This is a genomic window from Collinsella sp. TF08-11AT (genome assembly GCF_003437035.1).
In the GTDB taxonomy this organism is placed as follows: Bacteria; Actinomycetota; Coriobacteriia; order Coriobacteriales; family Coriobacteriaceae; genus Collinsella.
Window position 1 is genome coordinate 250 of sequence record NZ_QSRL01000005.1, and the last position, 25,344, is coordinate 25,593.

Here is a 25,344-nt window from a genome sequence, read left to right on the forward strand (position 1 = left end):
GCAGCGCGAGAAGCAGGGTCGTGAAGACGTTTCCCGCGGTCGTGGTGGTAAGCGCGCCGTCATGGAAGAAGGCGATCGGGTACCCAATTTGCCCGAAGCCGTTTAGGGCCAAGGCGTAAATGCCCCCGGGTGCGAGGCCGGCGAGGAGCATCGCGGCCCCCGCGGCGATTATCGAAAACACGATCTGGATAAGGCGCCGGAATTTGGGCACGGGCGCCTTCGCCGCCAGGGTCCCGGGCCTTGTGGCGCCGAGCACGAGTATCGACGAGAGAAGGAAGGGGATGAAGGGAAGGAAAGACGGCACCGCGGCAATGGCGTAAGGCAGGAAGGAAAGGAATGGCAGGTCGCTTGCGGAGGCCGGGATATCCGTGATGCCGGAACTGCTCAGAGCACGGCAATATGCGAGCTCCGCGTCATTGGTCTCTCGGTCTCCCACGATGGACCCGGATTGGAAGCCTTCGTCCATGAGCGCGTAGTAGCTCTCGGCAGAATCGAGAAAGGCGGCGTCGGTTTGAGCGGCAAGGGCGGCGTTCGCGTATCTTGCAAGCTCCGCGTCAGCTTGCTGCTCTGGAGATAGGTCTGTGCCGCTGGCCTGGGGCGCGCGCGTATTGAATGCGTCGACAAAGCCCTGCATGCCCTGTTTCATAAAGAAGGGCCCGTAGATGGGTGAATTGAACGCAATGGGGACGGAAAAGGCTGCAGCGAGAACGAGCGTACAAATCCATGCGGCCTTGTCTCTTAGGATCAGTTTGAGAAGAAGTCGACAGTACATTTGGAGCACCTACGTTCCTCAAAGAATCGTTAGATTAAAAGTAACAGACCGGATGAAGATACGTGCGACGGGGGCGAGGCGAATGGCTGAGCGGTATCGATATGCGGGTTTAACGGTATTATATTGACCACATAGATTTTTAACTTGCATTTCTACCCGCCCTTTTCGTAGAGTCGCCGATACGTGCTTAGCGCACCCTCGGCGCGTCCGGCAGGCTTTGCGAAATGGGATCCAGGAGACTTCGGCGCAGCATCATCTTGCGGAATGCTTCTAATGAGCCTCCCATCCTTCAAAAACAGAATCTCATCGCACAGCCTATCGACCGAATCCAAGATGTGGGATGACATGATGATGCACGTACCAGAATCGGCCAGCTTCCTGAGAATCTCGGAATGCAAGTCCACCCTGCTGGGGTCGAGCGCGTTCATGGGCTCATCTAATAGAAGGTACCGCGCGCCCGTCGCATACGCAATCGCCAGGGTAAGCTGCTGCTTCATGCCCTGGCTCAGAGTGCGGATCCTCATCTTCGCGAACTCGCCTATCTGCGTTTGTTCCACTATCTCTTCGATATCGCGAGCATGCGGCCACATATCGCAAACCATCTTGAGGTGATCTTCCGCACGCAATCCGGGATACAGCAGCGTCCCCTCACCAGGTGCATAGAAGATCATAGAACGGACCTCTCTCGCACCCGTACCCTGCACCTCATCCAGAACGATGCTCCCGTCCACGCGAGGACCCGGCAAACCTGCCATCGCACGCAGCAACGTCGTCTTTCCATGCCCGTTCGGAGCGACGAGACCGTAGACCGTACCCGGGGCAAACTCAGCGTTCACCGAATCTACGAGCACCTTCTTTCCATAAGAGATCGTCAGCGTTTGAAGGTCAATCATCGAGATCATCCCCTTTCGATCTTTGGAGCACTCAGGCGCACCATCAACGGAGATACGGCGCCCAAGACCACCAGCAGAGCGCCCGATGCGCCGACGACCTCTCCAAAAGGCATCGCGTTCGTCCCTCGCCCAAGGAACCCAATCGTCCCCACCTGGGAAGCGGGATCAAACGAGGCGAATGGAGCCAGCAGCGCGACGCCCATGCCCACGCTTTCAACATGAGCGCTCAACGAACCCAACACCAAGAGAACCGCGCAAACCATTCCGGTGACAACGGGGTTGCGGCTAATCGCTGCTGTCAACGCAGCGACGACGGAAATCACGCCGTATGCCATGACCAGCAACGGAATACTGCACAACACCGCCTCCCCCACCATGGACGTTGTCGAAGCTCCCGCCCGAATGAGAGCGACGGGATACTCCGATCCACCCGCACCGTTCTTAATCACGGACACAACGACAGCGGGAACCATCGACACCAAAAGCAGCACCAAGCCAAGCAGGAGAGCCAGCGCAACAGCCGTCAGAAAACGCACATGCGCTGTTGCGGGGATCTGGAGAACCAGAAGGGAACGACACTGCAGGTGGGTGCACGCGAGCGATGTGACAACCACGGGCAACAGCAAAAATAAGGAGGGAAGCGCTGCCTGGAGATACGAAAGGAGGATTAATGGTGGCATCTTCGTACTTAACTCGTAAACCTTGGGGTCCGGCAAGCTCGCGATCGACTCAAGCAGAAGGGCGCGCGCCTCCGCACGAGAAGGAGTCTCCGGCTCGATTCCGATCGATTGCAGGAGAGTCGCATCTGCCGCGCCCAGCTCACCTCGAGCGCGCTCGTACGTCGCAAGGCTTCGAAACCCCTCCGCAGGCATAGGCGCGTACACGAAACCCGAAAGAGCATCCCGCATGTCTTCCAGGGCCGCTTTGCCCTCGACGTCCATATTCGCAGCGTTCTGCTCTAGATACCGATCTATTGAACGAAGCTCCCCATCCCTATACCGAACAGCGGAAACGTTATCAGCGTCAGGAAACATCTCGACCAGAGCCGGGGCCAGCATCGTCGTCGACATTGCAATCGCGCATACGGCGAGGGTAGGAGAACGCAGGAGCAGTTTCCCCATCGTTCTTACGTATGCAACGGCGGAGGCACAAGCGCTCGAACGAGTTGCCGTTCTCGATGCAGTGAAGGAACCTCTCTCAAGACAAATCGGGGATATCGGGCACGCGCAGCCGCTCTTTCCAGCAACGCAAAGCAGGCTAATTGCCAGCACCTCGATCCCGATTGCGCATACGAGGGCAATCGCGCCACGCTCGAAGCAAAGTCCAGGCAGATTCACTATCTGCGTTGTCGGGTACGGGCTATAGGCGCCGACGGTCAACTCAGTGTTCGCATACGTAAGGGGATTCAACAGGGCGAACTCACGTAAAGCGATGGATCTTCCGTAATACCCGGGAACCATCGTCACCCCCATCAGGGCACATACGAACACGATTCCAAGCGTAGGGTTATTGGCAATCTTCACGGCAAGGTGAACGACAAGCGAGATGAACGCTGCCACCAAGAATTGCAAGATGGCCGTCTGCGCGAACACCAGCCAAGCCGGTTTGATAACCGGAGTCGCATATTGAATGTAGCCTATCGGATAGAACGGCGAGCCCGGGCCATTCTTCACAAGCGCGGCGATTATCCCTGGAAGATTGATGGCGAGGACGGCAAGCATTGCAAAAACACTCGCCCATACGCTCGATGCAACAAGTCTACCCAGCTCGCCCATCGGTGCCTGGATGATGAGCTTTTCACGTTTGTTAAGACGCGCGGCAAGGAACGAGACGGCAACGGCCGTTGCGACCCATAGCAAGTACTCCTTCGATCCGTCATAATAGGTGTACTCTCCATCCGATATCTGCAGAAACGGAAGTAGGGGAGAGAGCGGTGCCAAGATAAGACGTCCCGCGGCAAGAGGGTACAGAAGCGCGGGCATGCTTGATGAAGAGGTATAGACACCGTCCTCCCCCGCATTCACAAGCGCATCCGCATAGGATGCTGACAATTCCTGCTCAACACGGGTTATTCCCGACTCGAGGTATTCGACCCGTCCGTCGATGCCAGCCGCGCTCCTGAAGACGGGCAGAGCACAAAGAACCATCAACGCAACAACGACAACACAGAGCGACCTGGAGGAGAGAAGCGACCTAAAGATCGCCTTCGAGATTTTGAGCATATTCATCGCCAACCTTACTGGGAAGGAGGCATCGGGGTATCCGCAAAAGCGGGGGCTCCCGGCAGCAACAGACAAAGAGCGAGGCCGAGGAAAACCAAGAGCTTACACGACTTAACAGTACCGAACATAATCCTCTCCAATCTAGAGGGGTTTCGGTTGCAGCATGCCGTAATTACTTGCCGGCAAAGTCAATTTAACATAAACTGTTAAAAAGTAACCTGAGTTTTTTAAATTCTTCGGAGGTTATTATGAGTTCCGACAATCGCACTCCCCGGCTTCATTCCTTCCGCATCGCATGTGCGATAGCCTCTGCGACCCTTTGCGCCACCGCCATCGCACAAGTGGCGTTCTCCTTAAAGCCAGCAATCGAAGTGCTCGACAACCCTGTAATTGCAGACTCCCCCGCGTATCCAGCCCTTGCGATCTCGACATTGGTCCCTGCCGTCATCGGTATCGCTACGACCATCCTCAGCGCCGTTCTCGTGTGGACGATCAAGAGCGGAGACCCCTTCAAGAAAGGGTCTGCGACATGCTTGAAGGTGCTCGGCATTCTCTTCGTTGTTCAAGCTGCCACCAGCCTCTACGCCGGCTCACTCAAAACCTCCGTTTCGATGTTTGGCGGCGAGGGGGCCGTCGGCGCCCAAGAGATCGCTTCATCATTCGATTGGACCTCTCTGGTTCTCGGCATCGTCCTGTTCATGCTTTCCCAGCTCTTCTTGTACGCCCGAGAGCTGTACCTCGACTCCGACGAGATTGCGTAAGGAAACGCCATGCCCGTAATTGTTCGCCTCGACAAGATCATGGCCGAGCGAAAGATTTCCTCGAACGAACTTGCCGAAAGGATTGGAACCACGCCCGTGAACCTGTCCCGTATTAAAAAAGGGCATATTCGCGGCATTCGCTTCAACACACTCGAGCAGCTATGCCTCGCCCTTCGTTGCCAACCCGGAGACCTTCTCGAAGTCATGAGCGAAGAGGATGCCCGAAAGGAGTTCGGACTCGATTGGTCCGCCGAGGATTAGAGGGCGGTCGTACTCGCCCTGCACACGGGGATGCGAATCGGCGAGGTCTGCGGCCTTCGGTGGTGCGATGTGGATTTCGAGACGGGCCTGATCTCGATCAGACACTCGGTGGCGTACGCGAAGGGAATGGGTTCGTTCATCAAGGACACCAAGACCCATGACGCCAGGGGTATCCCCATCGACCCGGTCGGCCTACTCCCCTTCCTGAAGGAGACCCACGAGATCGACTGCGGAAAGCTGCGCTTGCGCGGCCTTACCGGGGCGGTCGAGATCGGGGACTGCTACATCCTGTCGGAGCCGGGCGCGACCTTCGCGACGACAAGCTATATCCGCAGGGCGTTCAAGACGTTCTCGGAGACCAACGGCCTCATGGGCACCAACGACGAGCTGATCACGTTCCACGGCCTTCGCCACACGTTCGCAACGCAGTGGATCCGCCAAGGCGGCGATATCAAGGCGCTCCAATCGATCCTCGGCCACAAGGACGCCATGGCGACGCTCAACGTCTACGCCGACATCGAGCCCATCTCCAAAATCCATAACATGCTGCGCGCCACGCCGTGCCTTTGGCGCGGGCACCTCGGGCCGAGGGTCGATCCGGATCCCATGTTCCAACAGAGGATCCAGGAGTCCATCGAGACGCTCCAGGCGTTCGGCTACGGCATCACCGAGCCGGACGACCGAAATATCGCCATACGCGACGTGAAGACGAACAGTTGGCTCTAGCTCACCGAGTACGCGGCAGTGCTGGGCCCATCCCAACTGAGGTCACGGTGGTCCGATAGGGGCGCCGCCCGCGGCATGCGCCGCGGAGGGCATCCCCTACCGAAGGGCGGGGATGCCCTCCGCTTCCAGTTCGGAATCAGCCGTCGGAGGCGTTCGGCTGACTGCGGGAACGGCCTGTCCGCTCAATGTGTTCGGCTGAGATCGGAAATCAACCCAACACGAGCCGGACACGCGCCAGACGGCTCTTCCCCGTACGGCCTTCCCCCTTACGCTCATGTTGCAGGCATGTAACGCCGCAGCGAGCGCGCCTTTTTTGCGCCAGACAGGTACAATGATGAACACTGTACCGTAGCGGAGCGCCCTCGCGCGCCGCAACCACGCGAAAGGGTTTCCCATGGCCGAGATCTCGTCCTCCCGTATCGTCATCACCGTCCTTGGCAAGAACCGCCCCGGCATCGTCGCCGGCGTCACCCGCGTTCTGGGCGAGGCCAACGTCGACATCCGCGACATTACGCAGTCCATTATCGAGGACATCTTCACCATGACCATGCTGGCCGACACCGCCGAGTCCAAGCTCGACTTCGCCGAGCTGCAGAAGGCGTTGGCCGAGGCCGGCGAACTTTCGGGCGTCAACGTGTCCATCCAGCGCGAGGACGTCTTTAACTTTATGTACCGCCTGTAGCGAACAAGCCGCTCGGGGCAGCTTGACGTCATATCGTCCAAGCGCGCGGCCCCAAAGCGGACCGGAGAGGAGCGCGCATGGCCTACGACGCCAAGAAAATCTACTACCGCTTCGACGATCACCTGAGCCGCCTGGTTCTGGATTACGAGGCGAGCCGTCAGATTTCGCCCGAAAGCGAAAACCTCTACCACGGCCTGCCGACCGCCCCGTACGACGAGGGCCTGTTCGTAGAGCATAACGTCAAGCGCGGCCTGCGCAACGCCGACGGCTCGGGCGTGGTCGCGGGCCTTACCCGCATCTCGGACGTGCACGGCTACAACAAGGTCGACGGCAAAGTCGTGCCCGACCAGGGCAAGCTTACGCTGCGCGGCTACAGCATCGAGGACCTGGTCAACAACGCCCAGGCCGAGAATCGCTACGGTTACGAAGAGGTCGCCTACCTGCTCATCACGGGCTCGCTGCCCAACAAAGAGGAACTCGACGGTTTTTGCGGACGTCTGGGCGCTTTTAGGCACCTGAGCGACGAGTACGTCAAAGAGTTCCCCATGACCACGGTGTCGTCGAGCATCATGAATGTGCTTCAGCGCGCCGTGCTGCTGCTCTACGCCTTCGATGCCGAGCCCGACGCCATTACGCCCGAGCACGAAATCGACGTCGCCATCTCCATGCTCGCCCGTCTCCCCCGCATCGCCGCCTTCGCGCATATGGCCTCGGTCGCCAAGCGCCGCGGCTCCGAGGTTCATGTACCGCACCCCACACCCGGTCTCTCCACCGCCGAGACCATCCTGCAGGTGTTGCGCGGCGGCATGGCATTCACCCGCGACGAAGCCATGCTGCTCGACGTGATGCTCATGTTGCATGCCGAGCACGGCGGCGGCAACAACTCCACGTTTGCCTGCCGCGTGCTGTCCTCCTCGGCCACCGACCCGTATTCCGCCTACGCCGCGGCCATCGGCTCGCTCAAGGGCCCGCGCCACGGCGGCGCCAACGCCAAGGTCGTGTCCATGCACGAGGACATCCGTGCGCATGTCTCCAATTGGGAGGACGAGGACGAGGTCGCAGCCTACCTGGGCAAGATTCTCGACAAGCAGGCCTTCGACGGCACGGGTCTCATCTACGGCATGGGCCACGCCGTCTACACGCTCAGCGACCCGCGAGCCGAGGTCTGCCGCCACTACGCACGCACACTTGCCGCCAAGAAGGACCTGGGCGATGAGTTCGCGCTCATCGAGCGCATCGAGCGCCTGGCACCGCAGGTGATGCGCGACCACGGCATGACCAAGCCTATCTGCGCCAACATCGACCTGTACACAGGCTTTATCTACAAGATGCTCGGCGTGCCCGAGACGCTTTTTACGCCGCTTTTCGCCGTCGCCCGCATGGCCGGCTGGTCGGCACACCGCATGGAAGAGCTCTTCTGCGCGCACCGTATTATTCGCCCGGCCTATCGTCCGGTGATCGAGCCGCTGGAGTACAAGCCGCTCGCCGACCGCTAGGACGCGGACCGTTATAGAACTCAAGCGTGGCCAGGGCATCACCGCCCTCGGCCACGCTTTTTATGCCAGCAGAAAGGGCTGCATCGAATGATTGTTTTTTCCGATATGGATGGAACGCTGTTGACGAGTGACAAGCAGATGAGCGACGCCACCTGGGCGATGCTCGACGAGCTCGCACGTCGCGGCATTGAGTTTGTACCGTGCACGGGACGTCCGCTGTCGGGCATCTTTGAGCCCATCCTCGCCCATCCCGCCGTGCACTATGCGGTCTGCGCCAATGGTGCCAGCGTCTGGCAGCTCGACGACGGTACGCCCACCGACACCTCACGTGCTACGCGCATTTTGAGCCGACCGCTCGATTGCGGCATTGCCCATCGCATCCGCCGCATCGCCGCCGGCCACGATGTGACCTTCGATATCTTCGCGGACGGGCAGTGCTTCCTCCCCCGCTCGCTCTACACGCGCCTGGACGAATTCTGCGGCGGCGACCCCCACATCGCGGCTTCGCTCAAGCGCACACGAACACCGATCGACATGGATATCGACAGCAAGATCGACGAGGTCGAGACGCTCGAACGCATCGCCATGCACTGGCACGACCCGGCCGATCGCGACGCCATCGCGTCGGAGCTCGACACGCTCGGAGGCATTGAGGTCACGCGTTCGTACGCCATGAATATCGAGGTCATGGGCGAGGGAGCCACCAAGGGAACGGCCCTCACGTGGCTATGCGGGCATCTGGGCGAGCCCCTTGCCGACGCCTGGGCCTTCGGCGACAACATCAACGACATCCCCATGCTGCAGGCAGCGGGCCACGGCATGGCCATGATCAACGCCGAGCCCGAGGATCGCGAGGCCGCCGACGCCATCACCGAATACGACAACGACCACGACGGCGTCGCCCGCACCATCATGGCTGCCCTCGCCTAGCAGCAGCAACCCGGCAGAAAAGGAACGTCCCCATCTGCCGGATTAGGCGAGACTCTCCAGCACGCGACGGAGTTCTTGCTGGACGGCGTGGTCGCGGTTACAACCCACCACGCGATCGGCCACCGCCTTGAGCGCGGGGCGCGCGTTTTCCATCGCGCAGCCCGTACCGACAAAGCGAATGATCTCGTAGTCGTTCATCGAGTCGCCAAACGCCATGACCTCGTCGCGTCCAACGCCGTAATGCTCCGCAAGCTGCGCGATGCCCGAGGCCTTCGACACGCCGGGCTGCATGGCATCGATCCAGGCGTTGCCCGAAGGCGCAAAAGTAAAGAGCTGACCAAGTTCGCGCTGTAGCACGTACGCACTGTCCATAACCGCACTGTCGTCGCAAAAGATACTCGCTTTGATGATATTTACGCTGGGATCGGGCAGCTCCCAAATGCGCTCGGCATTGGGAAGGTCCTTATCGACCTCACGCACGAACTTGCACTCGTCATCGAGCAGGAAGGACTTGGTTCGGTCAAAGAGCGCAAGATGCAGATTGGGAAACGTCCTGACGGCTTGGGCGAGCCTTCGAATCGCCAGGTGGGAATACACCTCACGGTCTACCATCTTACCGTCGGCGTAGACCTGGGCGCCGTTAGCGGCGACAAAGTCCATCTTGTCGCGAACGGGCGCAAAGAACTCGCACAGGCGATCGTAGCGACGACCTGACGATGCGGCGAAATGCACGCCATGCTCGTGTAGCGCCAGAATCAGTTCGTAAGTCTCGGGAGGCACCTGGCCGTTTTCGTCAAGCAGTGTGCCGTCCATATCGGATGCAATCAGTTTAAACATAGAAAAGCTCCCTTCGGGCCTGTTGGAATCGAACGCGTATCCGATTCCAACGTACCCAAAGGGAGCTCAAATAAGACTCCGCGAGCGTAAACGTTACAAGGACCTGGCAAATAGCTCACACATGCCAGAGGTCCTACGGTCGCGGCGTCAGGCAGCCCGCCAAAGAGTGTCGCAGGCGACTAGTCGTTTAAGAACGTCCCCGATGACTAGTCGGCGTAGGTGAAGGTTGTAACGTCGAACATGCCCTCGGGGCGGATGCGGAGCGTCGGGATCACCGGCAGGGGCAGGAAGATGATGCCCATGATGGGGTCGAGCGGCGGCTCGATACCCATGGCGCGCGCCTTGACCATAAAGTCGTCGTGCTGCGCGGCGACATCCTCGGCCGTGCCCTCGCTCATCAGGCCACCGAGCGCCAGCGGAATGCGCGCCACGACCTCGCCGTTGCGCACCAGCACGTGGCCGCCCTGGCCAACAGCCTCGACGGCAGCCATCATATCGGCCGCGTTGTCGCCCACCACGCACACGTTGTGCGAGTCGTGGCCGATCGTCGAGGCAATGGCACCGCCCGTAATGGTAAAGCCACGCACCCAGCCGCGACCAATGTGCTTGCCAACAAGACCCAGGCCAGCGGGGCCGTCACCGTCGGCGCCCTCGGCCTGCAGCGACACGCCGCGGCCGTGGCGCTCAATCAGCATAATGCGACGCAGGCCCTCGGCGCTCTCGGGGCGAGCCATACCCGTGATGGCCTTACCCGGCACCACGTCAATCACGGCCTCGCCCGGCTTAAAGGCATAGTCGAACACGTCGAGCGAAAGCTTCGGCAGCTTAACGGAGGCGCGCAGCTCATCGGCAAGGGCCGCAACCTCAGCCATCTCGGGTGCAATCTCGCCCACAAAGGTGCCGTCCTGCGCCACCAGGGCACCGGCGGCATATACGCGATGCGGAGCCGTGGCAAACGTCAGATCATTGAGCACCAGCAGGTCGGCACGCTTGCCCGGGGCAATCGCACCGCGTAGCTCGTGCGGATCGCGGCAGCCGTGATCCAGGCCAAACGCCTCGGCCGTGGAGAGGGACGCCATAGAGATGGCAACCACGGGGTCAATGCCGGCCTCGATAGCCACACGGCAGGCGTTGTCGATCATACCGGTCGAAAGCGCGTCGGAGGGAGCACGGTCGTCGGTCGCAAAGCAGCAGCGGCGGGCACGGGCGGGGTTTTCCAGCAGCATCGGAGACAGGTTAGCCAGGTCATGGCTGCACGTGCCTTCGCGCAGCATCACGTACATACCACGAGATAGCTTGTCGAGCGCCTCCTCGGGAATCGTCGACTCGTGGTCGGCGATAATACCTGCTGCGGCATAGGCGTTGAGGTCCTTACCGGCAACGAGCGGCGCGTGGCCGTCAACCTGCTTGGACGGCGTCTGGTTGGCAGCATCGATGCGAGCACAGGTCTCGGGGTCGGCCATAAAGACGCCCGGCAGGTTCATCATTTCGCCCAGGCCAAAGACATCGCCCGGATGCTCGGCAAAAAACGCTTGCATGTCAGCGGCGGTAATCACAGCGCCTGCTTGCTCATCGGGCAGCGCGGGCACGCACGAGGGCATCATGTACTTGATGGAAATAGGAGCGCGACGACCGTCCTCGATCATAAAGCGCAGGCCGTCCAAGCCGGAAACATTAGCGATCTCGTGGCTGTCAGCAATAGCGGTGGTGGTACCGCGCGTCGCCGCCATGCGCGCATACTCGGCAGGGCGGATGTTCGAAGACTCGATATGCAAGTGCCCGTCAATAAAACCGGGGGCAAGATAGCGGCCCTGGCAGTCGATGACCTCAGTTGCCTCGTAGGTGCCAGCAGCATCGTCGCGACCATCGTAGAGCACGCCGACGATCACACCGTCCTTGACGGCAACGCTACCGGGCGCCACACGCTGGCCATACACGTCGACGATCTGCGCGTTGGCAAACAGCATGTCGACGGGTACACGACCCTCGGCGGCCTCGATCACAGACCTCATGACCTCAACGGACATACATACTCCTTTAACCGTAGAAAACAGCTGCGGAGCGGACAGGCCTTCACCGCAGCAAGACAATAGCCATTGTATGCCCAAACGATGAGTCGGGAATACACCCCCTCCGCTTAACGGCACACGCCGCTTGGCGCAATGGGGACAGGTTGCTTTGTACCAATGACAAGGAGTGTCCCAAAGTGCCGACACAAAAGGAACGTCCCCAAGTGCCAAAAAGGCCGCAGTCGGAATCGTTCCGGCTGCGGCCCTATTGCACATGTTAGGTTAACCTACTTACTAGACCAACTTGAAGCCCTTGCGCTTGCCCACGGAGAGGGTGTCGCCCAGCTTGAGGGCGCTCGGATCGATGTTGTAGCTCTTGGAAGCCACAGCCTTGCCGTTGATCTTGACGCCGCCGCCGTCGATGTCGCGGCGGGCCTGACCGGCGCTGGCCGAAAGGCCCAGGTCCTTGAGCAGGCCAGCGAGGTAAATCTGGCCCTCGTCGTTGACGGTCAGCTCAACGTGCTTCTCGGGGAAGTCGGCAAGCTGGCCCTCCTTGAACACACGGTCGAACTCGGCCTGAGCCTCGTCGCCGGCGCCGGCACCGTGGTAGGTGTCGCACAGGTCGCGGCCTAGAGCGCGCTTGAGCTCGTAGGGGTCGGCGGAGCCATCGGCCAGGGCGGCATCGATCTTGTCGACCTCGGCCGGGGCGAGCGAGCTGGCCAGACGATAGTACTTGCCGATCATCTCGTCGGGGATGGACATGGTCTTGCCGAACATATCCTTGGGAGCGTCGGTCAGGCCGATGTAGTTGCCATAGGACTTGGACATCTTGCGCACGCCGTCGGTGCCCTCGAGCAGCGGCATGGTAAGCGCAATCTGCGGCTCCATGCCCATCTTCTCCATGAGCTCGCGGCCGGCGAGCAGGTTGAAGAGCTGGTCGGTGCCGCCCATCTCGACGTCGGCCTTGATCTGAACGGAGTCGAAGGCCTGCATCACGGGGTACAGAAACTCGTGCAGGGCAATCGGCGTCTGGGACTGGTAGCGCTTGGTAAAGTCGTCGCGCTCAAGGATGCGGGCGACGGTGAACTTGGAGCACACCTGCAGCAGGCCGGCCAGGTCCATCGAAAGGATCCAGTCGCCGTTGTGCACGATGGTGGTCTTCTCGGGGTCCAGGATCTTCATGGCCTGGCTCACGTAGGTCTCGGCGTTGGCCTCGATCTGCTCCTGCGAAAGCTGCGGGCGGGTGGAGTTCTTGCCCGAGGGGTCGCCGATCAGCGCAGTGCCGTTGCCGATGATAAGGGTGACGTTGTGGCCCAGGTCCTGGAACTGACGCATCTTGCGCAGGGGCACGGCATGGCCCAGGTGCAGGTCGGGGCTGGTGGGATCGACGCCGAGCTTGATGTTGAGGGGCTCGCCCTTCTCAAGCTTCTTGCGAAGGTCGGCCTCGGGGACGATCTGCGCTGCACCCGAGGTGATGATACGCATTTGCTCGTCAACAGACAGCATTGGGTATCCTCCTTTTGCTATAGCACCCTCACCGGATACGGCGGTGCTGGAAGTTCATAAACCCACTAATAATAACCAAAACAGCGCGACGCGGCACCTACGACAGGAAAATCCTCGTCCTGCCGCACGCGTCGATAACGACCGGCAAACGCGTGCCGTCACGTTCGACCAAAAAGCGCGCCTGCTGACGGCGCGAGCAGTCACGGCAACGGACCTGCCCCGTTGCATCCGTGGCGCAGGCGCCCTCGGCAGTCAGCAAGCAGTGCTCGCACACCATGAGCTCAGGACGGTCGGCATCGACAGGCCCCAAGACACCGGGGCAAGCGGCAAGTTCGGCAACACGCTCCGCATCATTGCCGAGCAACTCGGCCGACAAGCACACCCGCCCCGCACCGAGTCCGCGCAGCCAGGTAAGCGTGGCCCGATTGGCACAGAACACCGGCGCCGCCACGTCAAACGCCACGCCCAGCTCACGCGCCATCGCCACCTGTCCCAGGTTGCGGCAGACGACGCGCCCGGCACGCTGCATCAGCGAGCGGGTCCGGTCAGCGTCACCCGTGCGGCACACCTCGTCCAGCACCACAACGGCGTCGGACAAATCAAGTTCTCCGCGCGGGTCGGCATCCATCAGCTGCCAAGCAAAAACCATGCGAGCGGGAACCGCGCGCTCCACCAACTCCGTCGACGCGCCGCCATCCACCGCGGCGTCCTCAAAGGGCAGCACCTCAACGGCACGCGCAACGGGCGCAATCGCATCCGCCTCGGCCCGCATGCGCTCCAACACCGCCGTCGTCTGATCCAACACGCCGGCGCTGCGAATCAGATAGACCTCGCAGCCCGCGTCCACCTTACGCTTGCAATGCACGACGACGCGCTTCCCCGCTGCGGCATCCACCGGGCAGGGCACCTGCGGCCAGCGCTTGGGCACATCGGGACGCGCGTCGACACCCGGATAGAACCGAATCTCGAGCGTGTCACCCGCCGCCACGGCGGCATCGAGCTCAACGGTCACCTCTTCGTGGCCCACAGCGACCAAGCGCCCCACGCGCACGCCCTGGTTGATCGCGCGCTCAAAGCTCATGAGCTCGGCACCCGAACGACCCCGCAGGTAAGCATCGGTAAACCCACGGTTAAACGACCTTCCCAGCTCGCGTTCAAGCTCTTCCACGGCACCGGAGTCCCACGCGCCGTCGCACAGCATATCGAGTGCCCGACGCCACACCCTCACCACGTTGAATACGTAATCGGGATTCTTCATGCGTCCCTCGATCTTGAGCGATGCCACGCCGGCGGCAACAAGCTCGGGCAGGTGCGCGATACCCAGATAGTCACGCGGACAAAGCAGGCGGTCTCCCTCGACGGCAACAACACTCTGCCCCGCCTCGTCCACTAGGTCGTACGCCAGACGGCACGGCTGCGTGCAGTCGCCGCGCATCGCCGAGCGCCCACGCCGCAGGGCCGAGAACTCGCACGCCCCCGAATAGCCGATGCAAATCGCACCGTGGCAGAATACCTCGATGGGCACGCCCGTGGCACATAGCGCCGCAATCTCGTCGACCGTCAGCTCGCGTGCCGTCGTCACGCGCTCGACCCCCAGTTCATCGGCGGCAAGCCGCACGGCACCCTCGCTATGAGCGCCCGCCTGCGTGGACAGGTGAATCTCGACCCCGGGAATCGCCGCGCGCAGCGCGCAGGCCAACCCGGCATCGGCGACAATCAGAGCATCGGCGCCCAGCTCCAGTGCATGAGCTCCCAACGCCACCGCGTCGGACAACTCATCGTCAAACACGAACACGTTGAGCGTTACGTACACATGCACGCCATGGGCATGCGCCACGGCGCAGCCGCGCGCAAACTCGTTATCCGTAAAGCCATGGGCGCTCACACGGGCGTTAAAGCCGCCCAACCCCGCATAGATGGCATCGGCACCCGCGGCAATAGCCGCAAGCATCTGGTCGAGTCCGCCCGCCGGCGCCAGCAGCTCGGGCAGCGCCGCACTGACAACATCCAATCCAGTCTCGTATTGTCCGCTCGGCCCCATCGTCCGAATCGCCATCGACAAACTCCTTACCAAGGTATGCATTCACTCTGAAAAATGCCGTCTTCCAGCATACACGAGGCCTCGCGCGCCCCGTTTGGTTTATCGTGTAATAACTTATGTCCATCCTGCCCCGACGGCACATCCACCGTCTGGCACGACATACCTGGAGGTCAATATATGGGTCCTCGCCAACGACAGGGACACAGCCGTTCAAAGACGCACGCCCTGCCCATAATCCTGCTCTCGTTTTTGGGCTTTCTGCTGATTGCGGGCGTGGCGTTTGGCATCGGCATGGTCGGTAACGTCAACCGCTGGCTGTCCGATCTGCCCGACTACACCGACGCCAACGCGTATCTGGTGAGCGAGCCCACCGAGATCGTCGACTGTAACGGCAACAAGATCGCGAGCTTCTACACGCAAAACCGCAAGTCCATCACCAAGGACGAGGTCTCCCCCTACGTGCTGCAGGGCACCGTTGACGTCGAGGACGAGCGCTTCTACGAGCACGGCGGTATCGACCTGTGGGGTATCGCGCGTGCTGCGGTGGCAACCCTCGGCGGCGGGCACGAAGGCGCCTCGACGATCACCCAGCAGCTTGTGCGCAACACCATCCTGCAGGAGGAGCAATTCGACTCGACCATTGAGCGTAAGGTGCGCGAGGCCTACATCGCCATCAAGATGGAGGACATGTACTCCAAAGACGAGATCCTCATGATGTACCTCAACACCATCTATTACGGCCACGGCGCCTACGGCATCGAGGCCGCAGCCGAGACCTATCTGTCCAAGAGCGCCGCCGACCTCACCCTGAGCGAGGCCGCGCTACTCATCGGCCTTCCCAACTCGCCTTCGCAGTACGACCCCACGGTCAATCCCGATCTGGCACTGTCTCGCCGCAACAAGGTTCTCGACAACATGCTGCGCCTGGGCCACATCACCCAGGAGGAGCACGATGCCGCACAGGCCGAGCCCATCACCCTCAATGTGACCGAAATCTCGGGCAGCGGCGTCGACGTATACTCGCAGCCCTACTTTGTCTCCTACGTCAAGCAGCTGCTGGAGCAGGAGTTCTCGACCGACGTGCTCTTTAAGGGCGGCCTGACCGTCAAGACCACCATCGACCCCACGATGCAGCAGGTGGCAGAGAATGCCGTCCGCGAGCAGCTCGACACGCTCTCGCTTGACGGCCTGGACATGGGCATGGTCGTCGTCGACCCCAAGACCGGCTACATCAAGTGCATGGTGGGCGGCTACGACTACAACGCCGACGAGAACCACGTAAACCATGCCACGGCCAAGCGTCCCGTCGGCTCCACCTTTAAGGCCTTTACGCTGGCAACTGCCATCCAAAACGGCATGAACCCCAACGTCACCCTCAACTGCAACTCGCCGCTCAAGGCCAAGGGCACCACGACCGAGGTCCAAAATTACGCCAACCAGAGCTACGGCAACATCACGCTTAAGCAGGCGACGGCATACTCCTCCAACACCGGCTACATCCAGGTGGCGGAAGCCGTCGGCAACAGCAAGATCATCTCGCTCGTCAAAAAGCTCGGCATCGACCCCGCCAAGGACAACATCGAGGACGTTCCCGTCATGACGCTCGGCACTGGCTCGATCTCGCCACTCGAGATGGCCGCCGCCTACGCGACGTTTGCCAACGGCGGCTACTATCGCCAGCCGATCGCCATCACCGAGATTGATTCTCGTACCGGTTCGGTGCTGTACCAGCACACCGACAATCCCTCACAGGTGCTTACCGAGGGCGAGGCCGCCGCGGTCACCGATGTTCTGTCCGGCGTCATGAAGGGCAGCGGTACGGGTGCTGCCGGCGCCCTGAGTGTCAACCAGCCCTATGCCGGCAAGACGGGCACCACCGACAACACCACCAACCTTTGGTTCTGCGGCTATACCCCGCAGCTGGCGTGCGCCCTGTGGACCGGCTATTCCGCGGGCGAGATCCCCATCCAAAAGTACGGCACGGACCTGCTGGGCGACAGCACCAACCTGCCTGTCTTTAAGCGGTTTATGAACACCGTTCTGACCGGTACCGAGCGCGAGGAGTTTGCGACCGGAACGGCGCCCACCTACAAGAACAACAGCGTCTGGAAGTTCTACGGCACCAACAACACCAAGAAGTCGGAGAACGACGACAAGGACGAGGACGAAGAGGAAGAGGAAACCACCACAACAACTACCACGACGACCACGACCACCGAGACCACGGGCGGCGACACCACCGGCGGCACCGGTACGACCGGTGGCTCGACGGGCGGCTCCACTGGTGGCTCGACGGGCGGCTCCACTGGTGGCTCGACCGGCGGCGATGGCGGCACGCCTACGCCTACGCCCACTCCCGACCCCTCGCCCACGCCTGACGATACGGTCGGCTAAGAAGTACGCGACTAAAGCCAACAAGGCCCCGAGCAGCTTATTAAACTGCTCGGGGGCCTTTTAGTTTAAAGCGACCTGGTGGGCGGTCTTTATACCGGCAAACAAAAAGGGGGTACCGACCAACGTCGATACCCCTTACAAGCCACTATGTCAGCGCGTACAGTGCCGAGCGCACGGCCCGCACGCCTACTTGCGAGAATTGCTCAGCTTATTGATCAGCGCCTCGAGACGCTCGCCGTCCTCGGCCGTCTGGGCAATAACCAAAATCGTATCGTTGCCGGCAAGCGAGCCAAGCACATCGGGCAACTCTGCCGCATCAACGGCGGCGGCGATGCCGGAAGCCGTGCCAGGCTGAGCCTTGATCATAACCAGATTATCGGTACGTAGAACGCCCGTTACGAGCTCGGAAACCATACGCTGCAGGTGCAGGTCCTCTGCCAGAACATAGATACCCTCAGGGAGCTTACGCAGCCCCATGTCGGCAATATCGCGAGAGACAGTCGCCTGCGTGCAATCAAAGCCCATAGCACGGAGCTCATCGACCAGCACGCGCTGCGTGCGGACGTCCTTATTGCGCACAATATCTCTAATGGCATCCTGGCGCCCATTGCGTTTTTTAGCCATACAAACCCTCTCTCCAAAAGATGGCGGAGACAATCAATCAGTGATTGAATAGTTTAACGCTATTTGAAGGCTTTTGTGTATAAGAACGCATTTCGAAACAATTCTATGCAAGTTTGTTTCGTAATGAGCCGTTTAGGCGGTTTTTGCGCCCGTCCGGTTAAGAAAAGCTGCCAGATGCGTACACATCACGCAGCGCGCGGGCTTGGCGCTGGCAATCGGCCCAAACAACAGACCGAGTCCCCGATGGTTGTCCTTGAGCGCGGCGACCATCTGACGGGTTCGAGGCGCATCGAGCATATCACGCATGCGGGCGGAACGCTCGATTGACGACACCCCATGCGGGCTCAGACACAAATTCTCGATGCAGGCGACCAGTCCGGCAAAGTAGAACTTTTGGCTTGCCAGCTTGAGCCGACCACCGCTATCCGCTTCCGAGAGTGAGTCCGCAAGCTCGTCGAGCGCTCGAGTGTCTTCGGATATCCTGGCATACATGGTGGGATCAAAGGCATCTGTAAGCTTAGGTGCCACCGCGTGGAAACAAGCGTCGCCGCAGCCGAACACGAATCGTGCCTGCGAGAGAGCATAAGCCATAAACTCAACCGTACGGTACGCCTTGCCGCGCGACAGGCATGCCTCAAACAGCGGACGGCTATACATCACGCCAGAGGTCTGAGCGACTAGGCCGCCCAAAATCAACTGGGGCAGCCCAGTCACCATAGAAGACTCGTCTTCTATGGCAATAGAGGCAGCATCCAAGACGCGCGAATGACGCTCGCGATGCGCATCGTATCGATCGAGCGACACCGTGGGGAACACTATGTCTGCCGCAGTATCGCACGCGATATCGACCATCTTGGAAAGGGCCTGCGGAGCAAACCACTCATCGGCGTTCATGGCGATGATTTGAGAGCCGCGCGAGGCATCAAAACCGGCACGAAGACAAGTGCCGCGCTTCGCGTCCTCGACGTCAATCAAATCAATATGGATGTCCCTGTCGGCAGCAACTTGAAGCGAATGGCGCACACCGGGCGCAGCATCGCGGCAGACAACGATAATCTGCAAATCATAGAGGTCTTGGTTCTGGATACTCTCGAGCGCACGCATCGCATAGCTGGTCGAACCTTCTACCACAAGGATCACCGAAAGTCGCGGATGCGAGCCACGTCGAACCAAGTTATCCGTCCTCTCGACAGCAATGAATCAAACTGTCGTTCATGGTACACCCCGGCAATAAAAGCAATGAGACACCGGTTGCACTGCACGCCAAGAACAGATGTTGCACACGAGCAGCCCACAGATGACAGGTGCCGACGAACGGCGCGTCGAGCCCTCCCCTAGTCGAGCACGACAAGCTCGGCGGGATCGTAATCCACGCCCATAAACGTAAGGCCGCAGGCAGGAGCCGTGGGGCCCGCAGCGGTACGATCGCAAGCATCGATGACCTCGCGCATCCACTCGGGTTCACGGCGATGCATGCCAATCTCGACAAGCGTGCCAACGATCGTACGGACCATCGAATGCAGAAACGCATTGCCCACGATGGTAAACGTCAGGATGTCCTCGCCAAACGCAACCTCATGGCCAAACTCGGCGCGTATTACGCAGCGGTGCGTAGGTTTGCCAACGGCCGAGGCAACCTTGCAAAAGCTTTTAAAGTCCTGCTCGCCCAGCAGCGCGGGGCAGGCAGCAGACATAGCCTCAACATCCAAGGGATAGCGATGCCACCACACAGCACCGCGTGACAGCACGGGCCGCGCATCACGATCGGCAATGCGATAGGTGTAAGTGCGAGAGCGCGCGTCAAAGCGCGCAGAAAAGCCCTTACGGGCCCTGTAGACCTCGTTGATGGCGATATCTTTGGGCAGCAGGGCATCCATAGCCCGCAGCCACCTACGGCGCGTACAAGCGAGCTCAGCGTCCGTTACGGGCACGCTGATGTACTGAGCCACGGCATGTACGCCGGCATCGGTACGCCCCGCGCACGTCAGATCGATCGGGCGGCGAAGCAGCGTCTCGATGGCTCGACGTAGCTCACCCGCAACCGTCGTCTGTCCCGGCTGCTCGGCAAATCCGCTATACGACGAGCCATCATAGGCCACGCGAAATACGAGCGTGGCGTCAAGCTCGGAAATCGAATTGAAATCAGACGGCGCAGTCATGGGCGCTCCCAACAAACAAGCAACGGTATCGCGACAAAAAAAGAGGGGTACGCAAACGTACCCCTCGAATATAGCCTATGCAGACGGAATGTCTACTCAGCGGTCTCCTCGGCAGCAGTCTCCTCGACAGCCTCGACCTTCTTGGGAGCAGCGGCCTTCTTGGGGGCCGGAGCAGCCTTCTTGGCCTTAGGCGTGCAAGGCTCGGTGACGAGCTCCATGATAACGATGGGAGCGTTGTCGCCCTTACGGTTACCGAGCTTCATGATGCGGGTGTAACCGCCGTTGCGGTCCTGCCACATGCCCTGAGCAGCCTTGTCGAAGATCTCGGCAACGAGCTGCTTATCGCCGAGCTTGGCGATAGCCAGACGACGAGAGTGCAGGTCGCCCTTCTTGGCCCAAGTGATGATCGGGTCGACGACCGAACGCAGCGCCTTAGCGCGGGTCTCGGTGGTCTTGATGCGGTCGTTCTCGAAGAGGGCCTTAGCAAGGCTCTTCTTCATGGCCTTGGTGTGGCTCGCATCGGTGCCGAGCTTCAGGCCCTTCTTAACGTTGTGACGCATGGTCTAGTTTCTCCTCAAATATGCGAAGCATTAAGCCTTCAGGCTCAGGCCCATGGACTCAAGCTTGTCCTTCACTTCCTCGATCGACTTAACACCGAAGTTACGGATGTTGAGCAGATCGTTCTCCGAGAACTCAACGAGCTGACGGACCGAGTGAATGCTGGCGCGCTTAAGGCAGTTGTAGGAACGGACGGAAAGGTCCAGATCCTCGATCTGCTTGTCCAGCTCGGCGTTGTCGTTGGTGACCTCGGGAGCGAAGATCGAAGCCTCCTCCTCGACCTCGGGGGTCTCGGCAAGGTTCATAAAGGCGGCCATATGCTGGTTGATGATATTGGCAGCCTGGACCACGGCGTCGCGCGGGGCGATGGAGCCGTTGGTCTCGATCTCGAGGACAAGACGGTCGTAGTCGGTGTGCTGACCGACACGGCAAGCCTCAACGAGCTTGGCGCAACGGGAAACCGGCGAGTACAGCGAGTCGACGTGGATCACACCGATGGGATCGTTGTCGCGCTTGTTGGCCTCGCCAGAAACATAGCCGCGGCCATAGCCGATGCGCATGCTCATGGTGAGATGGCCACCCTCGGTGAGCGTAGCAATGTGCTGCTCGGGGTTGACCAGCTCAAACTCGGACGGAATAAAGAAGTCCGCACCGGTGACCTCGCAGGGGCCGTCAACCGAAATGGTGGCGGTCGCCTCGTCGGTCGTGCCGAGAGCCCTGAAGACAAGACCCTTGACATTCAGGACGATGTCGGTGACATCCTCGACCATGTTAGGGATGGTCATGAACTCGTGCTGCGCACCATCGATCTGAATAGCCTCGACGGCGGCACCCTCGAGCGAGGACAGAAGAACGCGACGAAGGGAGTTACCCAGCGTATCACCGTAGCCACGCTCGAGCGGCTCGACGGAGACACGAGCAGACGTCTCGTTGATCTCTTCGACCTGAACCTGAGGCCTAATGAATTCTGACATGTATTACCTCCAGCCTCAGCAGCCCGGATGGACTACTTAGAGTAGAGCTCGACGATGAGCTGCTCGTTGATATCACCGCTGATCTGCTCACGCGTCGGCAGAGCGAGCACGTTACCAGACAGCTTCTCGATATCGACCTCGAGCCAGCCAGGGACCTCAAAGCGCTCGGAGGAAATCAGAGCCTCCTTGATGGGGAGGAGGTCACGGAACTTCTCGCCGACAGCGACGACGTCGCCGGCCTTGACACGGTAGGACGGGATGTCCACGCGCTTGCCGTTCACGGTAAAGTGACCGTGACGGACGGACTGACGAGCCTCTTTGCGGGTGCGGGCGAAGCCAAGACGGAAGACGACGTTGTCGAGGCGAGACTCAAGGATGATCATGAGGTTCTCACCGGTGACGCCGTTCATCTTACGGGCCTTGTTGAAGTAGCCGTGGAACTGCTTCTCCAGAACGCCATAGATGAACTTGACCTTCTGCTTCTCGCGCAGCTGCATGCCGTACTCAGATTCCTTGCGACGGCGCTTGGGCTGACGGATAGATTCCTTCTTGCTGCTGTAACCGAGCTCAGCGGGATCGATCCCGAGCTGACGGCAGCGCTTAAGAACAGGAGTCCTGTCGATTGCCATATTGATACGATCCTTTCAGTTACACGCGGCGACGCTTCTTGGGGCGGCAGCCGTTGTGCGGAATGGGGGTCTTGTCCTGGATGCTCGAGACCTCGAGGCCAGCAGCCTGGAGGGAGCGGATGGCGGTCTCACGACCGGAGCCGGGGCCCTTGACGAAGACGGAAACCTTCTTCATACCGTGCTCCATGGCCTGCTTGGCAGCAGCCTCGGCAGCCATCTGGGCAGCGAACGGCGTGGACTTACGGGAGCCCTTGAAGCCCACCTGGCCAGCCGACTTCCAGGAAATGACGTTGCCCTGGGGATCGGTGATCGAAACGATCGTGTTGTTGAACGTAGAACGAATGTGAGCCTGGCCCACGGAAATGTTCTTACGGTCCGCGCGCTTCAGACGGGCAGCGCGAACGTTCTTCTTAGCAGTAGCCATCTATCTAGCGCTCCTTATTTCTTCTTCTTAGCACCGATCTGACGCTTCGGGCCCTTGCGGGTACGAGCGTTAGTGTGGGTGCGCTGGCCGCGGACCGGGAGGCCCTTGCGGTGACGAAGGCCGCGGTTGCAGCCGATGTCCATAAGGCGCTTGACGTTCTGGTTGCGCTCACGGCGGAGGTCGCCCTCAACCATGATCTGGTTCTTATCGATATAATCGCGGATGGCGTTAACCTCATCCTCGGTGAGGTCCTTAACGCGCGTATCCACGTTAACGTTGCACTCGACGCAGATCTTCGTCGCAGTGGTGCGGCCGATGCCGTAAATGTAGGTCAGACCGATCTCAACGCGCTTCTCACGCGGGAGGTCGACACCATTAATACGGGCCAACGTAGTCTCCTCTCTTAACCCTGACGCTGCTTATGACGGGGGTTCTCGCAAATGACGAGGACCTTGCCATGGCGCCTAATGATTTTGCACTTATCGCACATCTTCTTGACCGAAGGACGTACCTTCATCGTTCTTCCTTTCGGTAGCGCTCAAACTACTTCCCTACTATCTACTCGCCCAGCCGCAGGCGTTTAAAACTATGGCTGGTCTTCACACACAATCCGACCGTAGGTTGAGCTAAGCCTGCAGCCGGAAATGGAGTGCGTGTATGCGTGCCGCTATTTGTAGCGATAGGTGATGCGACCGCGGGTCAGGTCGTACGGGGAAAGCTCCACGACAACCCTGTCACCGGGGAGAATACGGATGTAATTCATTCGGATCTTGCCAGAAATGTTGCACAGAACCGAATGACCGTTCTCGAGCTCAACCTTAAACATGGCATTGGGCAACGGTTCCTTTACCGTACCCTCGAGCTCAATTGCGTCTTCCTTCTTCACAAGCAATCATCTTTCTCTAGAAAACGACAGCGATTGAGTATTCTACAATACGCATGCACGTATCGTAATATCTTCGTAATGGCTCCACAACTAAGCGGAACTTGTTACTTTACAGAAATGTAGATGTCGACGTATTTGAACGGGACCCCTACATTTCACCGCCCTGCAAGGAACACCAAGCACCTTGGGCATCCGTGGTGAGAATCACCGGACCGTCATTGGTAATGGCGACGGTGTTCTCGTAGTGCGCGGCGGGCAGGTGGTCGTTGGTCGTAACAATCCAACCGTCGGAGCCCGTGCTCACATGGTTGGAACCCATCGTAACCATCGGCTCGATGGCAATGACCATGCCGGCCTGGAGGCGAACGCCCCTCCCCTTCTTTCCATAGTTAGGAACGTTGGGGTCCTCGTGCATCACGCGGCCAATGCCATGACCCACATAGTCACGAAGCACGCCGTAACCGTGAGACTCGGCAAGGGACTGAACGGCATAACCGACGTCCCCGATATGGTTACCGGGAACAGCCTGCTCGATGGCAGCCTTAAGGCAATCGCGCGTGACCTCGCACAAAGCCTTGGCTTCGGGCGTGGGGGTGCCGACGAAAAACGTCCATGCGTTATCGCCGACCCAACCGTCGACAACGGCTCCCGTATCGATGGAGATGATATCGCCATCGCGCAGAATCATGTCGGGGTTGGGAATGCCGTGGACCACGGCATCGTTGATCGATGCGCAAATGGTCCCCGGGAACCCGCCGTAACCCTTAAAGGCCGGCGTGCCGCCATGCATGCGGATAATCTGCTCCGCGAGCTGATCGAGCTCAAAGGTCGAAACGCCGGGACGAACCATGGCTCCAACGTGGCGGAGCGCCATCTTAGATAGCGCTCCTGCCTTCTTCATCTGCTCGATTTGCGTTGCAGACTTAATCTTGATCATAGACCGAGAGCCTCTTTGACATCCCCGTACACGGTCTCGCGAGCCTGGTCACCGTTGACCGACTTGAGCAGACCCTGACCACGATAGTAGTCGACGAGCGGGCTCGTGGACTTCTCGTAGACGTCGAGACGGTTCTTGATGGTCTCGGGCTTGTCGTCGTCGCGCTGATACATCTCGCCACCACACTTGGGGCAGGTAGCATCGGCAGCGGTGCCGGTGTAACCGCAGGCGCGGCAGGTGCGACGCGAAGACAGACGATCGATAATGACCTCGGGGGCCACATCGACCAGAAGGGCACAGTCGATCTCGCGACCCATGGCGGAGAGCTCGGAATCGAGCGTCACGGCCTGGGCGGTGTTGCGCGGGAAGCCGTCGAGGATGAAGCCCTGCTGGGCGTCATCGGCGGCAAGGCGCTCCTTGACAAGGTCGATCACGAGCTGGTCGGGAACGAGCTCGCCAGCGTCCATGTACTTCTTAGCCTGAATACCAAGCTCGGTGCCACCCTTGACGGCAGCACGCAGCAGGTCGCCCGTGGAAATGTGAGCGACGCCAAACTCGGCGACGAGCTCCTGTGCGACGGTGCCCTTGCCGGCACCCGGAGCTCCGAGCAATACGAGGTTCAT

Annotated in this window: 26 protein-coding genes; 7 read left to right on the forward strand and 19 right to left on the reverse strand. The window is 60.2% G+C overall.

The features are described from left to right. The 3 genes from DXC79_RS04500 to DXC79_RS04510 form a co-directional block, all read right to left on the reverse strand. Nucleotides 1-772 (reverse strand): hypothetical protein (locus tag DXC79_RS04500; RefSeq protein WP_199408645.1); only part of this gene is annotated, 772 nt, incomplete at its 3' end. 152 nt (nt 773-924) lie between these two features. After that, nucleotides 925-1,665 (reverse strand): ATP-binding cassette domain-containing protein, encoded by a 741-nt coding sequence (locus DXC79_RS04505; protein ID WP_117769450.1) that lies wholly within the window; start codon nt 1,663-1,665, stop codon nt 925-927. 5 nt (nt 1,666-1,670) lie between these two features. Beyond that, nucleotides 1,671-3,893 (reverse strand): hypothetical protein, encoded by a 2,223-nt coding sequence (locus tag DXC79_RS04510; RefSeq protein ID WP_117635314.1) that lies wholly within the window; start codon nt 3,891-3,893, stop codon nt 1,671-1,673. 242 nt (nt 3,894-4,135) lie between these two features. On the opposite strand from DXC79_RS04510, the gene DXC79_RS04515 reads away from it, so the two are divergent. The 6 genes from DXC79_RS04515 (at nt 4,136) to DXC79_RS04540 (ending at nt 8,743) form a co-directional block, all read left to right on the forward strand. Continuing rightward, a complete protein-coding gene (locus DXC79_RS04515; RefSeq protein WP_006235293.1) occupies nt 4,136-4,648 on the forward strand; it encodes a DUF2975 domain-containing protein in 513 nt (170 codons plus the stop codon). A 9-nt stretch (nt 4,649-4,657) separates the two neighbouring features. Then, complete coding sequence (locus DXC79_RS04520) at nt 4,658-4,909, forward strand: helix-turn-helix transcriptional regulator (RefSeq protein WP_006235292.1); 252 nt, start codon at nt 4,658-4,660, stop codon at nt 4,907-4,909. A gap of 18 nt (nt 4,910-4,927) precedes the next feature. Then, nucleotides 4,928-5,635 (forward strand): site-specific integrase, encoded by a 708-nt coding sequence (locus DXC79_RS04525; RefSeq protein WP_255413265.1) that lies wholly within the window; start codon nt 4,928-4,930, stop codon nt 5,633-5,635. A gap of 394 nt (nt 5,636-6,029) precedes the next feature. After that, a complete protein-coding gene (locus DXC79_RS04530; protein ID WP_006235289.1) occupies nt 6,030-6,317 on the forward strand; it encodes an ACT domain-containing protein in 288 nt (95 codons plus the stop codon). A gap of 77 nt (nt 6,318-6,394) precedes the next feature. After that, on the forward strand, nt 6,395-7,813 hold the full coding sequence (locus DXC79_RS04535; RefSeq protein ID WP_117635316.1) for a citrate synthase: 1,419 nt from the start codon (nt 6,395-6,397) through the stop codon (nt 7,811-7,813). An 87-nt stretch (nt 7,814-7,900) separates the two neighbouring features. After that, the gene (locus DXC79_RS04540; RefSeq protein ID WP_117635317.1) at nt 7,901-8,743 is read left to right on the forward strand and encodes a Cof-type HAD-IIB family hydrolase; all 843 of its coding nucleotides are present in this window, start codon (nt 7,901-7,903) and stop codon (nt 8,741-8,743) included. Nucleotides 8,744-8,785: 42 nt separating this feature from the next. Here the strand turns inward: DXC79_RS04540 and DXC79_RS04545 are convergent, their stop codons facing one another. The 4 genes from DXC79_RS04545 to DXC79_RS04560 form a co-directional block, all read right to left on the reverse strand. After that, nucleotides 8,786-9,580: a Cof-type HAD-IIB family hydrolase gene (locus DXC79_RS04545; protein WP_117635318.1), complete on the reverse strand. Its 795-nt coding sequence runs from the start codon at nt 9,578-9,580 to the stop codon at nt 8,786-8,788. Between the two features lie 206 nt (nt 9,581-9,786). Next, nucleotides 9,787-11,607 carry an adenine deaminase gene (locus tag DXC79_RS04550; RefSeq protein ID WP_117635319.1) on the reverse strand — a complete coding sequence of 607 codons (1,821 nt, stop codon included), beginning with the start codon at nt 11,605-11,607 and terminating at the stop codon, nt 9,787-9,789. A 276-nt stretch (nt 11,608-11,883) separates the two neighbouring features. After that, complete coding sequence (tyrS, locus tag DXC79_RS04555) at nt 11,884-13,095, reverse strand: tyrosine--tRNA ligase (RefSeq protein WP_117635320.1); 1,212 nt, start codon at nt 13,093-13,095, stop codon at nt 11,884-11,886. Nucleotides 13,096-13,192: 97 nt separating this feature from the next. After that, nucleotides 13,193-15,151, reverse strand: coding sequence for a U32 family peptidase (locus DXC79_RS04560; RefSeq protein WP_158550966.1), 1,959 nt, complete (start codon nt 15,149-15,151; stop codon nt 13,193-13,195). 162 nt (nt 15,152-15,313) lie between these two features. Here DXC79_RS04560 and DXC79_RS04565 point away from each other — a divergent pair, with 162 nt between their 5' ends. Then, complete coding sequence (locus tag DXC79_RS04565) at nt 15,314-17,530, forward strand: transglycosylase domain-containing protein (RefSeq protein WP_117629204.1); 2,217 nt, start codon at nt 15,314-15,316, stop codon at nt 17,528-17,530. 186 nt (nt 17,531-17,716) lie between these two features. Here DXC79_RS04565 and DXC79_RS04570 read toward each other — a convergent pair whose 3' ends face one another. The 12 genes from DXC79_RS04570 to DXC79_RS04625 all read right to left on the reverse strand — a co-directional run bounded on the left by DXC79_RS04570 (nt 17,717) and on the right by DXC79_RS04625 (nt 25,344). After that, on the reverse strand, nt 17,717-18,154 hold the full coding sequence (locus tag DXC79_RS04570; protein WP_006235280.1) for an arginine repressor: 438 nt from the start codon (nt 18,152-18,154) through the stop codon (nt 17,717-17,719). A 132-nt stretch (nt 18,155-18,286) separates the two neighbouring features. Beyond that, nucleotides 18,287-19,285 carry a glycosyltransferase gene (locus tag DXC79_RS04575; protein WP_147327480.1) on the reverse strand — a complete coding sequence of 333 codons (999 nt, stop codon included), beginning with the start codon at nt 19,283-19,285 and terminating at the stop codon, nt 18,287-18,289. 203 nt (nt 19,286-19,488) lie between these two features. Next, the gene (gene truA / locus DXC79_RS04580) at nt 19,489-20,313 is read right to left on the reverse strand and encodes a tRNA pseudouridine(38-40) synthase TruA (RefSeq protein WP_117635323.1); all 825 of its coding nucleotides are present in this window, start codon (nt 20,311-20,313) and stop codon (nt 19,489-19,491) included. 92 nt (nt 20,314-20,405) lie between these two features. Then, nucleotides 20,406-20,873, reverse strand: coding sequence for a 50S ribosomal protein L17 (gene rplQ / locus DXC79_RS04585; RefSeq protein ID WP_055252240.1), 468 nt, complete (start codon nt 20,871-20,873; stop codon nt 20,406-20,408). A 30-nt stretch (nt 20,874-20,903) separates the two neighbouring features. Beyond that, nucleotides 20,904-21,845 carry a DNA-directed RNA polymerase subunit alpha gene (locus tag DXC79_RS04590; RefSeq protein ID WP_006235276.1) on the reverse strand — a complete coding sequence of 314 codons (942 nt, stop codon included), beginning with the start codon at nt 21,843-21,845 and terminating at the stop codon, nt 20,904-20,906. A gap of 32 nt (nt 21,846-21,877) precedes the next feature. Further along, nucleotides 21,878-22,474 carry a 30S ribosomal protein S4 gene (rpsD, locus tag DXC79_RS04595; RefSeq protein WP_006235275.1) on the reverse strand — a complete coding sequence of 199 codons (597 nt, stop codon included), beginning with the start codon at nt 22,472-22,474 and terminating at the stop codon, nt 21,878-21,880. Between the two features lie 19 nt (nt 22,475-22,493). After that, nucleotides 22,494-22,898 carry a 30S ribosomal protein S11 gene (gene rpsK, locus DXC79_RS04600; RefSeq protein ID WP_006235274.1) on the reverse strand — a complete coding sequence of 135 codons (405 nt, stop codon included), beginning with the start codon at nt 22,896-22,898 and terminating at the stop codon, nt 22,494-22,496. A 14-nt stretch (nt 22,899-22,912) separates the two neighbouring features. Further along, a complete protein-coding gene (gene rpsM, locus DXC79_RS04605; RefSeq protein WP_022094275.1) occupies nt 22,913-23,287 on the reverse strand; it encodes a 30S ribosomal protein S13 in 375 nt (124 codons plus the stop codon). Between the two features lie 14 nt (nt 23,288-23,301). Beyond that, nucleotides 23,302-23,415 carry a 50S ribosomal protein L36 gene (gene rpmJ, locus DXC79_RS04610; RefSeq protein WP_006363204.1) on the reverse strand — a complete coding sequence of 38 codons (114 nt, stop codon included), beginning with the start codon at nt 23,413-23,415 and terminating at the stop codon, nt 23,302-23,304. 150 nt (nt 23,416-23,565) lie between these two features. Continuing rightward, entirely contained in the window at nt 23,566-23,784 is a 219-nt protein-coding gene (gene infA, locus DXC79_RS04615) for a translation initiation factor IF-1 (RefSeq protein ID WP_035137443.1), read from the reverse strand. A gap of 148 nt (nt 23,785-23,932) precedes the next feature. After that, nucleotides 23,933-24,721 (reverse strand): type I methionyl aminopeptidase, encoded by a 789-nt coding sequence (map, locus tag DXC79_RS04620; RefSeq protein ID WP_006235270.1) that lies wholly within the window; start codon nt 24,719-24,721, stop codon nt 23,933-23,935. Next, entirely contained in the window at nt 24,718-25,344 is a 627-nt protein-coding gene (locus DXC79_RS04625) for an adenylate kinase (RefSeq protein ID WP_006235269.1), read from the reverse strand. The genes map and DXC79_RS04625 overlap by 4 nt, the downstream gene beginning before the upstream one ends.

Excerpts from the sequence above, each read along its gene's own strand:
- DXC79_RS04505 (WP_117769450.1), bottom strand. The coding sequence starts at position 1,665 with ATGATTGACCTTCAAACGCTGACGATCTCTTATGGAAAGAAGGTGCTC.
- DXC79_RS04510 (WP_117635314.1), bottom strand. The coding sequence starts at position 3,893 with ATGAATATGCTCAAAATCTCGAAGGCGATCTTTAGGTCGCTTCTCTCC.
- DXC79_RS04515 (WP_006235293.1), top strand. The coding sequence starts at position 4,136 with ATGAGTTCCGACAATCGCACTCCCCGGCTTCATTCCTTCCGCATCGCA.
- DXC79_RS04520 (WP_006235292.1), top strand. The coding sequence starts at position 4,658 with ATGCCCGTAATTGTTCGCCTCGACAAGATCATGGCCGAGCGAAAGATT.
- DXC79_RS04530 (WP_006235289.1), top strand. The coding sequence starts at position 6,030 with ATGGCCGAGATCTCGTCCTCCCGTATCGTCATCACCGTCCTTGGCAAG.
- DXC79_RS04535 (WP_117635316.1), top strand. The coding sequence starts at position 6,395 with ATGGCCTACGACGCCAAGAAAATCTACTACCGCTTCGACGATCACCTG.
- DXC79_RS04540 (WP_117635317.1), top strand. The coding sequence starts at position 7,901 with ATGATTGTTTTTTCCGATATGGATGGAACGCTGTTGACGAGTGACAAG.
- DXC79_RS04545 (WP_117635318.1), bottom strand. The coding sequence starts at position 9,580 with ATGTTTAAACTGATTGCATCCGATATGGACGGCACACTGCTTGACGAA.
- DXC79_RS04550 (WP_117635319.1), bottom strand. The coding sequence starts at position 11,607 with ATGTCCGTTGAGGTCATGAGGTCTGTGATCGAGGCCGCCGAGGGTCGT.
- tyrS (WP_117635320.1), bottom strand. The coding sequence starts at position 13,095 with ATGCTGTCTGTTGACGAGCAAATGCGTATCATCACCTCGGGTGCAGCG.
- DXC79_RS04560 (WP_158550966.1), bottom strand. The coding sequence starts at position 15,151 with ATGGCGATTCGGACGATGGGGCCGAGCGGACAATACGAGACTGGATTG.
- DXC79_RS04565 (WP_117629204.1), top strand. The coding sequence starts at position 15,314 with ATGGGTCCTCGCCAACGACAGGGACACAGCCGTTCAAAGACGCACGCC.
- DXC79_RS04570 (WP_006235280.1), bottom strand. The coding sequence starts at position 18,154 with ATGGCTAAAAAACGCAATGGGCGCCAGGATGCCATTAGAGATATTGTG.
- truA (WP_117635323.1), bottom strand. The coding sequence starts at position 20,313 with ATGACTGCGCCGTCTGATTTCAATTCGATTTCCGAGCTTGACGCCACG.
- rplQ (WP_055252240.1), bottom strand. The coding sequence starts at position 20,873 with ATGCGTCACAACGTTAAGAAGGGCCTGAAGCTCGGCACCGATGCGAGC.
- DXC79_RS04590 (WP_006235276.1), bottom strand. The coding sequence starts at position 21,845 with ATGTCAGAATTCATTAGGCCTCAGGTTCAGGTCGAAGAGATCAACGAG.
- rpsD (WP_006235275.1), bottom strand. The coding sequence starts at position 22,474 with ATGGCAATCGACAGGACTCCTGTTCTTAAGCGCTGCCGTCAGCTCGGG.
- rpsK (WP_006235274.1), bottom strand. The coding sequence starts at position 22,898 with ATGGCTACTGCTAAGAAGAACGTTCGCGCTGCCCGTCTGAAGCGCGCG.
- rpmJ (WP_006363204.1), bottom strand. The coding sequence starts at position 23,415 with ATGAAGGTACGTCCTTCGGTCAAGAAGATGTGCGATAAGTGCAAAATC.
- map (WP_006235270.1), bottom strand. The coding sequence starts at position 24,721 with ATGATCAAGATTAAGTCTGCAACGCAAATCGAGCAGATGAAGAAGGCA.
- DXC79_RS04625 (WP_006235269.1), bottom strand. The coding sequence starts at position 25,344 with ATGAACCTCGTATTGCTCGGAGCTCCGGGTGCCGGCAAGGGCACCGTC.